A 15645-nucleotide genomic window follows, 5' to 3' on the forward strand; every position below is an offset into this window, starting at 1 on the left:
CAGCGTCTCTGTTAGATGACGCTGATGGCGGAAAGTTCGCCCTCCTCAGCCTCGACTGACGAGGAACTGTATAAAGTTTGATGTTAATTTTAATCTTTAATAAATTTAAATGAATAAGTTTGATTAGTACTTTCTAAAATTCCAATAAACAAACCTGTCTGCAATGATGAGGTATTGAGACTAAGTGAATTTAGATTAGTATTCATAATTTCTTTTCCAGATAAATCAATAATTCGTAACCGTATTGGTGTTTCGTTTTTAGGGAGCGTGAAATTTAATGTATTTATTACAGGGTTTGGGTAAATGACTAGTGAATTTTCAATTTTCGATTCATCGGAGATAGAGCTAACGCTACCATTAACAATAAGTATTTTGCTTAATTCAAAGGGATTTTCTGGAAATGTATAAATGACTGAAATATTAGGAATGAATGGATCGAAAGAATATAAGGCTGGTCTTGCTGCTGAATTCATATCATCCGCAAAACTCCAAATTTTCCCATCAAAATAAGCTTCTTGATAAGTTAACGATGTTCTTAAACCATAATTAAACATTTCAGAACTTTCTAAATATGAATTGCCTGTTTTGTCTATTGAATATCTAATACCATTTGAATTAGTACCACCACTCCCATTTAAACCAAAAATTGAATTATTAATTACCGTTATAAAAGGTGAAATATTATTGCCGGCATAGTTATGATTAGTCTGCAGATTGTTAGTCCCTAAGTCAAACTCAATTAATGATGATGAGGAAAATGAACTTGCAATACCAAATATGGAATTATTAATTAATTTCATTTGGTAAACTGTTTGATTGTTAGGTAAATTAAAACTGTGTAATATAGATGTATTCCAGTTAGTGGTATCAATCTCAATTATAGCACCATGATTATTTAAAGCACCATACCATGAGTTAAAGTATATTTTTTGACCATGAAAATTCGGAGCAGACAAAAAAATTCCGGTATTAGAATCTAAGTGTTTTATGATTTGAATACTTTCATCGTTCATAGAGTAACGGAATATATAGCCCTTGTTAAAACTTCCGCCTATAGTTGTAGAGCCGTAAATATAATCTCCATTCGCACCTATATTATCATTGAGATTACTAGGAATATTATTTGACTCTGGGCAGTATAAAATTTCAATATTTGAAAAACCTGTATCAGTCTTGCATAAGCAGCCATTATTTCCTTTACCATTTTCGGTAGTTGCAAAAATCAATTCCGAACCAATCTGAAGCAAACCTTGAAAATTTCTTTGACCATAATAATTATGAAATTTATGAGCGGTATCAATTTGGATATTGTTATCAATCTTCATAAAGTCTGAACAATTCCCAATTTTAATTTCTGAATAATATAATTCATCATTAATTAAGGACAATCCACTTTCGGAATTTTCTATACTGTCAAGAATCTGAAAACTATTACCCAATGTATCGAGGGAATATACGAATCCATCAAAGCTCCAATCAGGTGAAGTGGAACCGTAGATAAATCCGTTTCTATATGCAATATCATATTCCGGTCGATTATGCCCTGAACTATCAAAATGATGAATTACATTCAGTGAATTATTACTTAGACTGAATTTAAATACACTTCCATAACCGAATTGCCCACCATCTTTGCAAGTTCCGAATAAATTTGAACCAATTTTTAACATGTTTGATGATGGATTTAGACCGTTCAATGATGTGAAGGAGTGAACCACATTTGAGCTATCAAGCAACAAGTCATAATAGGAAATTGTACCGGGGTTATTCAAATCTCCTTTTGTAGCAAACCAAAGTTTATCTCCATCCAATAATAAATTACCATAAGGAATTCTTCCGGGAATTGAAGGCCCAAAATTCAATACCGTGGTAAAATTATTCGTGTTAATTTCAAACTCATTGATTTGGCCTAATCCATTTTGACCTCCATCAATTGAAAGCAAATATATCTTTCCATTATAGACTGTCATATCGCCATCTCTCATGTTTCGCGTATTGGTAAAATGATGATGAATAGTCAATTGTTTAGTAAAAGTATCAACGGAAAATAAAGTGCCTGAACCATTTTGTCCTCCTGAGGTTGTAGCTCCCCAAATTTCCCCACCGATCTGTAACAATCTTGGACCCCGGAAAAAAGCAGTGCCAATCTGATCTTTAAATGATATTACTTTTTTAGAAAATTGATCTCCAGGTTTGTACGAAAATAAGACTCCTTCATTCGAATCACCACCTCTCGCCATACCCCAATATTTTCCATTTAACCAAATAGGGTTTTCGTATAAATTAAAAGACTGATTTGTATTAAATAGTTTTTGAAAATTACTTCCATCCGTATCAAGTGAATAAAAATAATTTTCACTAAATACACTACTATAATAGCCTATTATAGTTTTCGTTTGAGCAACTGAATTGATGTAATAAAGGGTGAACGTGATTAAAAGTATTAGAGATTTAATAATTGTAGTTTTCATAAAAATGGGAGGCCAATAAAACTGCGAATTTATAAATTAATAATTGATTTAATTGATATTTTCTTTATGCGAACCTTGAGCTTCATGGCATCCATTCAATGCAGAAGCATGAGATAGTATGGCATGGATCAATTTAAACGAGGAGATTGAATTAAAGAAAAAATACTAATTAGGCAGACCCATTCACACAAACCTCAAGTCAACCTGATGTATGGACCAGATTTGAAAAACTCTTCGAGTTTTTCAGTGAGCTCCAGAAATCTCATCCTAAATAAGAAAATGCTACCTATAATCCGTCATTCCAAGACGATCGAACCCGAAAGTCTCGTAGAGTACTTCGGGGAGGGAGTTCTTGGAATCTCTTTACTGAAACTACTAATTAATATCGATAAATTGACTAAAACAGCTATGGCAAAACCGATATGGCATGGAAGATATTTAGCTTCTTTGTCAATCAGCGTCTCTGTTAGATGAACTAAATCAACCAATTTTTTAATGATTAACAAATACCCATGCTTGGGTATTGCGATTTAGGATCAAAAAAAAGCACTTTAGTATTCAGACTAGGAATATCCCTAATAAATCGTTCATATTTCCTTTTAGACCGGGTTATTTGGGAGATCCGGTATTGTAATTTTTTATTTAAAGTCTGCATGTAAAAAATTATATTTATGTATGTTTTGAGATATAGAATAAATACCTTCAAATGAAACCTCCGATCTACAATTCCCTCCGACAATTTATACTATTAATTCTTTGCTTTCTGGCCTTAATTTCCTGCAGGAAAAGTGAATCTGACAAGCACCTGATTGTAGATGCAGGTTTTGGTGATTATGTGAGTGCTTTTAGCTCCGGAATAGTTAGCAGTCGATCAAATGTAAAAATTGTATTGGCACAACCAGTCAGCAACATCCGGGAGGGTCAAATACTCAAAGAGGGAATTATTACATTAAAACCCTCTGTAGACGGACAAGCGGTGTGGTTAGATAATCAAAGCATTGAATTCAGACCCACAAACAAATTGCGTTCGGGAGAAACGTATAAAGTAGAATTTAAGCTCTCAGAAATCATGGAGGTAGAAGAAAAATTCGAAACCATGACTTTTGCTTTTACAGTAATCCGACAAAATCTGTATGTATCAATCGATAAACTAAAAACAGCGGATATTAATGACCTTACTAAGCAGGAAATGTATGGAACTTTACGCACGAATGATATCGCCCTAAATGCTGAAATTGAAAAGTGCTTATCTGCAAGCCAGGGAAACAGCAAGCTCATCATCAATTGGATACATCAAAAAGATTCCAAGATTCATAAATTTATTATAATAAACATTGAAAGAGGCAATTCAGAGAGCTTTGTAAAATTAAAATGGAATGGGGAGGCATTGGGAATAGATACAAAATCTCAAAAGGAACAACGCATTCCGCCGCTTGGGGAATTTACTCTTATGCAAATCAGCACCCAAAGAGAGCCGGGATTGCATTTTAGCATCACCTTGTCCGATCCTATCAAGCAAAATCAGGATCTGACCGGATTGGTTTATCTCAAGTCTGGTAAAAATCTCCGATTAAAAATTGAAGAAAACGAAATCAAAGCCTTTCCGCTGAATGACTTGAGCAATACAGAAACCATTGTAATTGACAAAAGCATTGAAAACAGTCTGGGGCATCAATTGCAAGAGACTTATGAAAGGATTGTAGAATTTAAATTGGTAGAACCCGCTGTAGAACTGATTGGTGATGGCGTCATAATGCCCAGCTCAGGAAATATTACCTTTCCATTTAAAGCGGTCAATTTAAAAGCCATAAATCTCAGAATAATACAGATTTATGAAGATAATGTGCCTCAGTTTATGCAGGAAAACCAAATTGACGGTAGCAATCAATTGGCACGTGTAGGAAATTTAGTTTATGACGGTACGATCGATCTTATATCCGAAGAGCCCATTGACTACAGTATTTGGAACAATTTTTCAATTGACCTTTCCAACCTAATCCAACCACAAGCCGGGACGATTTACCGCATAATGATATCCTATGAACGTTATCAATCGCTGTATCCCTGCAGTTCCGAGGAGGAGATTAAGCCTATGAAGAAAAACAAATTGAATTTTGTAGATGGCCGCTCCTATTTTAGTCCAAATGATTGGTACGAAGGTTACATTGATTGGGATGAAAAAGACAATCCTTGCTCTGAATCCTATTACAGATATTACAGCCGGGCCATTAGTGCAAATATCATCGCAAGCAATCTGGGAATACTTGCCAAAGAGAGCAGTGAGAATCACTTCAATGTAGTTGTCACCGACCTGAGAAATAGCGATGCAATATCCGGTACTCAAATTATTGCATTGGACTACCAAAATCAGGAAGTAGGCGAAGCAAAGACCAATAGTGATGGATTAGCTCAGTTTAAAACCACAAGAAAGCCTTATTTATTGCTTGCAAAAAAAGGTGATCAAAAAGGATATTTAAGAGTGGATAATGGATCCGCACTTTCGGTAAGTCTTTTTGAAGTAGGTGGAGATGACATTAAAAAAGGAATCAAAGGATTTATTTACGGTGAACGTGACGTCTGGAGACCGGGTGATACCCTTCATTTGACTTTTATGCTCGAAGATAAATTAAACGCTCTTCCGGAAACACATCCGATTGTATTGGAAATGTATGATCCAAAAGGAAAACTATATGAAAAACAGGTTAAAAACAAAGGGGTTAAAGGCCTTTACTATTTCAAAATTAAAACTGCACAAAGTGACATTACCGGTAATTGGCAAGTCAGGATAATGGTTGGAAACAGCACCTTTTATAAATACTGCAAACTTGAAACCATCAAGCCCAACCGATTGAAAATCGATTTTAATTTTGATAAGATCCTGCATTCCAATAAAACTATTAAAACACGTTTAAATGCAAAATGGCTATATGGTTTACCGGGCGCCAACCTGAAAGCTGAGGTTGAATACAACCTGGCCAATTTGAAAACAACTTTTGAGGGTTATGAAAATTATCAATTCGACGATCGCTCAAAACGGTTTTACGATGCTGATGTAGACGAAGTCAGTGGCACCACTAATACTTTAGGAGATCTTGATTTTACATTCCCGGTTCAAAAGCCCTATAATGCGCCTGGCATGCTGCAACTTAAATTTAGGACCAAGGTATTTGAACCCGGTGGTGATTTTTCACAGGACTTTTTAAGCATTCCTTATTCACCTTACAGGTCCTACGTAGGTTTAAAAGTGGATGCCGGACAAAACTGGATGAACGCATTAAATACCGAAGAAGAACAAGCCATTTCTCTTGCTTCGGTGGACGAACACGGAAATCCGGTTAATTCAAGGGTAAAACTAAAAGTCTACAAATTGGGTTGGCGCTGGTGGTGGGAAGGCAATGGAAGCGATGAACTGACGCAATATATCAATGCCTATGATAAAGAACTGATAAAAGAAGACCTGATTGAAATATCCAATGGGAAATCAGCCTACGGATTAAAATTTGATAAACCAGACTGGGGAAGGATGCTAATTGTCATAGAAGATATTGTTTCGGGGCATTCCGCTTCACAATTGGTATACGCAGACTTTCCCGGTTGGTGGAGTAGCGATGGCAGTGGTTCTGAGGCGGCATCCATGCTGGCCATTGAAGCGGGTAAAACCAAATACGATGTCGGTGAAAAAATAGATGTTTCAGTGCCTTCAGGAGGCGTTGGAAATATTTATGTAACATTGGAAAAGGGCGATAAAATACTTAAACAATTCTGGGTTAAAGCAGAAAAAGAAAGTACTCAGTTTAGTTTTGAGGCCAGTAAAGAAATGGCCCCTAATGTTTATGTATCAGCGACATTAATTCAACCCCATGCTCAAAAGGAAAACAGTTTGCCAATTCGAGTTTATGGTGTTATTCCGGTATATGTTAATGATCCAAATACTCATGTTAGTCCGGAAATCAAGGCACCAAAGGAAATCCGTCCGGAAAGTACTTTCAGCCTGGAAGTAAGTGAAAAAGATGGAAAAGCAATGGCCTATACAGTGGCTGTGGTGGATGAGGGTTTGCTGTCACTTACAAGATTTAAAACGCCGAATCCCTGGAAAACTTTTTACAGCAAGGAGGCTTTAAAAGTAAGGACATGGGATTTGTATCAATATGTAATGAGTGCAAAGACCGGTAAATTAATTCCACTTTTAGCCGTCGGGGGCGATGAAGCCTTAAAAATTGAAAATGAACAAGAAGAAGCACAGCGATTCAAGGCCGTAGTTAAATATTTAGGCCCTTTCTATCTGAAAGAAGGAAAAAGCATGCGACATGAAATTAATATTCCCAACTATATCGGCGCACTTCGCGTCATGGTTGTCGCGGGATATGATGGCGCTTATGGTGCGGAAGAAAAAGAAGTTTTGGTAAAACAACCTCTAATGGTCATGTCTACTTTACCCAGGGTACTTGGGCCTTCTGAAAAAATACGCGTGCCAGTTAATGTAATATCCATGATTGACAATACCCAAAATATAAAAGTGAAGGTTACATCCAATGATATGTTAAAGGTAATCGGACCGGATACCCGGGAATTAAAAATCGAAAAAGCGGGGGAAGAAACCGTTTATTTTGAATATAAAGTAGCCCGGCGTCTTGGTAAAGCTACATTCCGGGTGGATGTGAGTTCCGGGAAAAACAAGGCCTTTGAAGAACTGGAACTAAATGTCAGAGCTCCAAACCCTCATATATCATCGGTAAAGTCTAATGCAGTAGAATCCGGAAGCAATTGGGAACTGAATTATGAAGCCATTGGAATAAATGGTTCAAATTCCGCCACTTTCAGCGTTTCTAAAATACCGGACATCGCATTAAAAAAACAACTGGATTATCTCATTAAATATCCTCACGGATGTATTGAGCAAACCACTTCTTCGGCTTTTCCTCAACTGTTTTTGTCACAACTGGTAGAGCTAAGTGCTATTCAAAAAGAGGAAATTCAAAGAAATGTTTTAGCAGCCATTAATCGTTTTCGAAAATTTCAAACTCAGGAAGGGGGAATGTCCTATTGGCCGGGGAATTCAAATTATATTTCAGAATGGGGGACCAATTACGCCGGTCATTTCTTATTAGAAGCCAAAGAAAAAGGATATGATATGCCTCCGGGAATTCTCAGCCAATGGATCAAATTTCAGAAAACAGCCGCTTCAAACTGGACCAGGGCACGCTATGATCAATACGGAAGATACGGCGGCGATCTTACTCAAGCGTATCGTCTTTTCACACTTGCATTGGCCGGACAGCCTGATATTGGTGCAATGAATCGATTAAAAAATGACACCAGGCTTTCTAATACAGGCGCATGGAGATTAAGCGCAGCCTATGCAATTCTAGGAAGAGAAGAAGCTGCGAAACAATTGGCCGAGCGTGAAATTATAATTAGTCCTTACCGGGAAACGGGTTACACTTATGGATCAAATCTTAGGGATCAGGCGATGATAATTGAGACAATGGCCTATTTAAAAGAAAACGCCCGCGGTGCAGAGCTCATTCGCGATTTGGCCAAAGAACTCAAAAAAGGTTGGCATAGTACGCAAACTCGCGCCTATGCTTTGTTGGCAATTTCAAAGTTTATCTCCGGCGATGATTTTCCCGGAGAGATTTCTGTAAGTCTCAAAATAAATGGCAAGAATTATTCGGTTAATACGAATGTGCCCATTTACCAATTGGAACTTTCCGAAAAAGATTTGAATTCCGGAAGCATTGAGTTTCAAAACAACTCATCCCAATTGTTATTTGTTAATTTCATTCAGTCGGGCATTCCACTGGAAATAGACCAAAAGGCCATTAGGGATGATCTCAATATGGAGATCAATTATTATACAATGGATAACAGGCCATTGGATGTGCGGAAAATCAAACAGGGCCAGGATTTTAAAGCAGAAATAAAAATTAAGCATCCGGGCATTAGGTCTTCTTATCAGGAGGTGGCTTTAAATCAGATTTTTCCAAGTGGTTGGCAGATCATCAATACACGTCTGAATGAGGAAAGCGCTTCTAATAAGAATTATAATTATCAGGACATTCGGGATGATAGAATCTATACCTATTTTGATCTGGATAAAAATAAAACAGTTTATTTTGAAGTATTGCTAAATGCCAGTTTTTGTGGTGAATTTTATCAACCCGGAGTTTTTTGTGCTCCAATGTACGATGAAAGCATTCAGGCATTGGATCCCGGCCAATGGGTAGAGGTAATCCCTTAATTTTATATGCCAAGGCTAAACAAGTACAAATATGGGTTGCTACTAATAGCAATAATGGCCTTGTGGGTCTATTTGAGCTTAGCCTCTCCCCTTTTCAATTCGCCAAGATCTACGCTATTGCTTGACAAAGATGGCGTATTATTATCGGCAAGGCTCGCGGAGGATGAACAGTGGCGTTTTCCGGCAATAGATTCCGTACCTAAAAAGCTTGAGGATTGTATCCTACTTTTTGAAGATGAATACTTCTATTTTCATCCGGGCATAAATCCTTTTTCTATCGCACGTGCTATCTGGCAAAATATCAATTCCGACAAGATAAAAAGCGGTGGCAGTACTTTGAGCATGCAGGTAATAAGACTATCAAGAAACAACCCTCCTCGCTCCTATTCCGAAAAGTTATGGGAAATGTTTTTGGCCTTGCGTCTTGAACTTTCTTACAGCAAAAAGGAGATTTTAAATCTTTATGCCAGCAATGCGCCTTATGGTGGAAATATAGTCGGGCTTGAAACTGCTTCCTGGCGTTATTTTAAAAGGGCACCTCAGGATTTGTCATATAGTGAATCTGCCATGCTGGCCGTTTTACCCAATTCTCCTTCCTCCATGCGGCCCGGTAAAAATCATTTAAACCTAAAACAAAAAAGAGACCGCTTGCTGAACAAAATGCTTCACAAAAAGCTCATCGACAGCCTGACCTATGAACTTTCAGTACTGGAGGATATTCCTCAAGCTGCCGGGGCACTGCCGAACAAAGCCTTTCATTTATTGAATAAGGCAATTAGCGATGGACAAGGTGGAAAGCGCGTTAAAACAAGTTTGGATGGGCGAATTCAAACATTAGCAAATAAATCGCTAAGCAGATATGTGGAATTGCTAGAGCAAAATGAAATACACAATGCCTGTGCCATTATTGTTTCATTGGATGATCAAAAGATCCTGGCTTATGTTGGCAATTCCGCTACTTCAAAAACACGTTCCCCATATGTCGATTTGATCCAGGCAGAAAGAAGTTCAGGCAGCATTCTTAAACCCATTCTTTATGGACGTGCCATAGAAAAAGGGTTGATCCATAGCAGTTCAATATTAAAAGATGTGCCCATCAGTATTAATCAGTTTTCCCCTAAAAATTTTGATGGGGAATTTGAAGGAGTTATTTCAGCAGATCAGGCCTTATCTCGATCTCTCAATGTGCCTGCCACCCTCTTGCTCAAAGATTATGGGCTTGTGCCCTTTCACAATGATCTCAATCATTTTGGCTTTTCAAGCATTGACCGGCCGGTGGATGATTATGGACTCACACTAATACTGGGAGGCGCTGAAGTAAAGCTAATTGACCTGGCCCGTTATTATGCCTTTCAGGTTCAGGTACTCAAGGGTAATCAGAATTTTAAAAGTCTGGATTACCTTTTGCAAGCCCAAACAAAAAATGATACGCTCAAAGCCATCGAACCTGGAGCATGGTGGTTGGTAAGCGAAGCGCTGACAGAGGTACAGAGACCTGGGATTGATATGAATTGGAAAAATTATAGCAGTTCTAGAAAAATCGCCTGGAAAACAGGCACAAGTCATGGTTTTCGCGATGCATGGGCTGTGGGTTATGATCGGAATTATTTAGTTGCCGTATGGGTGGGAAATGCCGATGGAGAAGGCCGGCCGGGTTTAACAGGTGTTTCTGCTGCCGGACCACTACTATTTGAATTATTTCAGCTATTGCCAAAAGACGAGTGGTTCGACAAACCGGAATTTTCATTAAAAAAGCAAAAGCTCTGTGCCCTTTCCGGATATTTGCCCGGGCCAAACTGCCCCTCTGAAGAGCGGGAAATTCCCATCAATTCAAATTTTTTAAATCAATGTGTCAATCATCAAAAAGTATTGCTCAATACAAAAAATGAATTGGTCTTTCGCGATTGCGCCAAGGGAGAAGTTCGCGACAGCAGTATTTTCAAACTTGATCCTGTTGCTGAATACTATTATCGCAAAAAACACAAAGGTTCATATTTTTCATTTGCGCTTTCTCCGGAATGCGACAAGCCAATTCAAAACAGTCTGGGCATCGTTTATCCTTTAGCCGATTCAAAACTGATCATTCCTGTCAATTTTGCCGGACAACTCGAGCAAGTCCTATTCAAAGCACATCACATTGAAGAAGACAAGGTATTGTTTTGGCATCTGGACGACAGCTATCAGGGCTCAACGCAATACAGACATGAAATGGCCCTTGCTCTTGAACCGGGTGAGCATAAGCTTTTAATAATGGATGAAAACGGCAATCGCGCAGATAGATATTTTAGGGTTTATGTCGATGCGCTTTGATTCAAACTTGTTCTTATCGTTTAAGATTGTTTTGATTGCTTATTGGACCTATAAGCGGAGCTGATACTTATCAGCCGCAGCTGAGAAGCATCAGTTTTGGCCAAAATGCTACCTATAATTAATCATTCCAAGACGAACGAACCCGAAAGTCTCGTAGAGTACTTCGGGGAGGAAGTTCTTGGAATCTCTTTCCTGAAACTATTAAACAGTTTCAACAAGTTGACTAAAACAGCTATGGCAAAACTGATATGGCAGGGATGATATTTAACTTCTTTGTCAATGAGCGTCTCTGTTAGATGACTCTGATGGCGGAAATATTATTGTGCAATGATCTAAGACTAAGAAGCCCGCTTAGACTAAGATTTGGTGTGTTTGTTCAATAATATTTTTATATTTAAAATTCTCATAGAGAAATATACTATTTGTCCCCTTTCATAATGAAGCGGATAACAATTCAGTGATCATCCAAATCATACGAATTTGTTAAACCTAAACTGCTAAAGTTATGAAAAGCGCGTATCTTATATTTTTTTAATACTCACTCCTGTTTTTATTTCCGATGCTCATTCTCAAGACCCTGAAGAGGGTAGCGAACAGACTTGCTCAGGTAGTATTAAACTCTGGGATGAAAATGGCAATGAAGTTTTTGCTAATTCTGTTTGTTTAAATACTTGGGTACGAGTCGAATGGTCAAGAAACCTTTCTTGCTGCGGCTGTGACAATAATAATTCAAACTACGGAAGTGCAGGACAATCAGTAAGCGGTACAAACATGTGGAGCGTTAGAGGTATTAATGAAATTTATGTAGGACCCACCTCTTCCGATCCAATCTCAAATCCTAATCACAGCTTAATTTATCAAATTTCAAATCCTCTAGTATATAGTGATTATTGGGGCAGTGGAGATCTGACACAAATTTGGGTAAAAATTAGACCTACTCAATCTGTGAATATTGAAGTGCGCGGTAATTCTTGTGGTTTTTTAAATCAGTGTGATTTATTCTCATCACTAGATTTTTCATCTGGAGTTGAAGACAATGCTTCTTTGAATATAACAGGTCCCAGCACAGTAATACCTTGCAGTAGCGGTGACTTAACATATACTTTAAATGGCAATTTCCAGCAAACCAACTCTAGTCAGTTCTACTTTTGGTGGACTTTGGGAAGTGGTTGGGAAATAAAATCAGGCCAGGGAACACAACAAGTTGTAATAAATAATAAAAACAAATCTGGTACACCGACGCTGCAAGTGCATGCATTCAAAAATTTTAATACTTGCAATCAAAGTTCCATTTATAGATCAGTTTCATTTACAAGAGATTTATCAAATTTGCCTGAGCCATCTGATATTGTTGAGAGTTCATGGATTAATTTTCAGGGAATGCCATTTACTAATTTAAATCAACCACCTTATGACTGGTGTAAAAACCAAGGTTATCACATAATAGGTAGGGCTACAAATATTCCAAGTCATTCCGAGACTAGAGTTATTCATTCAGTAAGTTCACCTAATGGTAATGCAAAACTGGTTGATGATGGTTGGTACGATTATAATATGAGAAGTTGGGACAGCAACCTTAGCGGATATGAGTTTGTTAATTCATTATCAGAATTGTTAAACACTGGGAACATTAATTCTGCTTATGCTAATAACGACAAAGTTTCTGTTGCACCAATGGGTGAAACCGAGGTTGATGTTACAATTCAACTGGATTTTAATTGTCGGCTTTCATATACAACATACACAGAAAAATTTTACACTAAATCCAATCCTGCTATTCCTTACATAATTAAAGACAGTCAAGAACCGAATTGTTCCTCGAATGATATAACTTATAGAATTCAAAATCAAACTAGTGATATCATTAGTTATTCGTGGACATCTTCGACGCCTTCATCTACCCCAATAAATCATTTTGAGCCATTTTCTTCTTCGATTAATAATGAGATAATATTCTTAGATGACTACTTGCCTAATACTAGTGGGAAACAGCCATCTGTACCTAATAGTGTTAATACTGTGAATATCAGTGCCACCGCAGAAAATGATTGTTTCCTGACATCCTCAACTACAATATCCGTAGGGTTTAATAACTCAGCACAAACACCATCTATTTCTGCACCAGACTGTTATTATTTGGGGGGTGAAGAATTCCCCTATCTTAATGAAGTAAGAATCGACAATCCTCAACTCAATCTTGGTATAACTTATGGCTGGATCATTTCATATAAAAATCAAAGTGGAAATTCTGTAACCCTTAACCCTATTTTAGAAGATTTTGGAACTGTTTGTAAGTTTGATTTTGATGGAGATTACCCTTCTGAAGTTACTTTCATCTGCATAGCTAATGACTGTCAAAATAATCCTACGGCTACCCTTACTCTAAATGATCTTTACGTAATTGAGAACCCTTCTATTGTTTGCACCAATGAATCTACAGAATCAAAAAAAGGATTCTTCAGCAATCACAATGAAATCACAATTTTTCCAAGTCCAGCTGATAATTTCTTTACAATAAGCACTGATCTTCCAGGTAAAAAAGAAATAAGAATTTACAATGTTACTGGCGAATTAGTAGAAGAAATGGAATTGGAATCAAATTTAATAAACGTGAGCTCTGAAAATTGGAAAGCTGGAAGTTACATAGTTCATATTAGTAATAATGATAATTCTTATGCTAAAAAATTGTTAATTAAATAATTGAATTAGAGTTTATAAACTTCTGATGAGAACAACAATATTATTTTTTATAACTGCATTTGTCTCCTTCTTTGAATTAAATGCTCAAAACGAATCATTGACTTTTTTCAAGCTATCAGATTTCAAATCCAATATACTATTAGGTGAAATGGATGACTATGGCAACGGTTATTATCTTGTAAATCACGTTGGAACTCTTAATTTTTTAAATGATTCAGTTGAAAATTCTAACTCTCCTTTTGCTGCAACTACATTATGTAAAATTCGCCCAGATGGATTTCTTTACTGGCATAAACAAATAACTGGTATTGCAGGACCGAATGGTGTGAAAATTTTAGATGATGGTATTATTATATTCGGATTGTTTCGAGATACGGTTACATGGGATGGACTTCAAATTATTGAATCATTTGAGATTAACTATCCCATAGATGATCAGTTCTTAGCCAAATTCAGTTTTGATGGTGATATTCAATTCTTAAATCCATTTTACGGTTCTATTAAAAGCATTGATCATGTTGTTAAGATCAATAATGAAGCAATAATAGTTGCAGAATTTGATAGTCTTGCTATTCTTGGTAATGATACCCTTTTCGAAAATATTAATTCTCAAATGGGTAACCATTCAGATGAATTCATAACTAAAATCGATTCCGATGGAAATTACCAATGGGCGATTGCATTAGGTTCATCAAGTTTTGAGGTTATAAATGATATGACTTATGATCCTGTGAATAATAGTATTTTAATGTGGGGTTATTTTCAAGGCGTACCAGAAATAGCACCTTCAATTCCAGCAGGTAATCTTGTGTTTTTAGAATTTGATACTTCCGGAAATTTAACTAATTCCAGGACCTTTGATATTCCATTAACTCCCCCCTTTATTTCCTTTGGTTATAATTCTAAAGGTGAACTTCTTATCAGAGAATATAATGATAGCTCCGAAAATTTATTTCCAGCGACTACAATTTATAACGGCCTAGAATATTTAGGTTTCTATAATTATTCTTTTGGGGGTTTTGCACCTCCAACTTCTGGTATTGCCTACGGTGCAAATTCAATAGCAAGCAGTAGCGACAAACTTATTTACGACGGCGATCTTTTTAGTGGTTTTTATAATCATCCACAAGGAATGATAATTGATAATAATCAACCAATTTCAATGCCATATAGCATTACCTGCTTTGATAGTGATAGTATGAAGTTTATTTGGAACTTAGGAACTAATACACAATTGAAAGAAACTGATCTGAATCAGGGAGTGCAACTCTTATATAATCAACTAATTGATTCCGTTACAATTCTTGATACTGCCAACATTGTTAAAACACCCTCACAAGATGAATTTTTGCTGGTATATATCAATGATTGTGATTATTTCAAGCCACAAGTCTCTGCTCAGCTTATAAATGATTCTATTTTTTTAGATACTGATGTTCTTGAAGTGAAATGGTATCGCAATAACTCCATCATTCCAAACTTAAATGACAATAGAATTCGGCTTACTGGCAGTGGAAACTATTATGCTGTAGTCAACAATTATTTTGGATGCGAATATGCGACAAATACATTGAATGTTGTAAGTGAGATTTTAAATAAAGAAACAGACATTTTTCTTAATGTTTATCCCAATCCATCCAAAGGAGTAATCCATTTTGACCTTTCTAGTTTAAATCCAAAAGAAGAATTACAACTTCAAATCATCAATATTAATGGTAGAACGGTATTCAAGACTACCATAACAGATAAATTCTCTACACTTGACATTTCTAGTTTACCCTCTGGTATCTATATCTATAATTTGAAGTCTGAAAACTATAGATTTAGAGGTAAAATTTTAAAAGAGTAGAAAGTTACTTGCCCATTCTACCCCACACCCGTCCTCGCCTGCCTACCATGCCTATGGTTATTTGCTTAACCTTC

Annotated in this window: 5 protein-coding genes; 4 read left to right on the top strand and 1 reads right to left on the bottom strand. The window is 36.7% G+C overall.

The features are described from left to right. Positions 1-89: 89 nt before the first annotated feature. On the bottom strand, positions 90-2471 hold the full coding sequence (locus tag HZR84_00765; GenBank protein QNL20540.1) for a T9SS type A sorting domain-containing protein: 2382 nt from the start codon (positions 2469-2471) through the stop codon (positions 90-92). A gap of 706 nt (positions 2472-3177) precedes the next feature. On the opposite strand from HZR84_00765, the gene HZR84_00770 reads away from it, so the two are divergent. The 4 genes from HZR84_00770 (at position 3178) to HZR84_00785 (ending at position 15571) form a co-directional block, all read left to right on the top strand. Then, positions 3178-8712: a hypothetical protein gene (locus HZR84_00770; GenBank protein ID QNL20541.1), complete on the top strand. Its 5535-nt coding sequence runs from the start codon at positions 3178-3180 to the stop codon at positions 8710-8712. A 6-nt stretch (positions 8713-8718) separates the two neighbouring features. Continuing rightward, positions 8719-11022, top strand: a complete 2304-nt coding sequence (pbpC, locus tag HZR84_00775) for a penicillin-binding protein 1C (GenBank protein ID QNL20542.1) — start codon at positions 8719-8721, stop codon at positions 11020-11022. A gap of 771 nt (positions 11023-11793) precedes the next feature. After that, complete coding sequence (locus tag HZR84_00780) at positions 11794-13722, top strand: T9SS type A sorting domain-containing protein (GenBank protein QNL20543.1); 1929 nt, start codon at positions 11794-11796, stop codon at positions 13720-13722. A 25-nt stretch (positions 13723-13747) separates the two neighbouring features. Continuing rightward, on the top strand, positions 13748-15571 hold the full coding sequence (locus tag HZR84_00785) for a T9SS type A sorting domain-containing protein (GenBank protein QNL20544.1): 1824 nt from the start codon (positions 13748-13750) through the stop codon (positions 15569-15571). Positions 15572-15645 lie beyond the last annotated feature (74 nt).

Origin of the sequence: Hyphobacterium sp. CCMP332 (assembly GCA_014323545.1) — a bacterium.
Lineage (GTDB): Bacteria > Bacteroidota > Bacteroidia > Cytophagales > CCMP332 > CCMP332.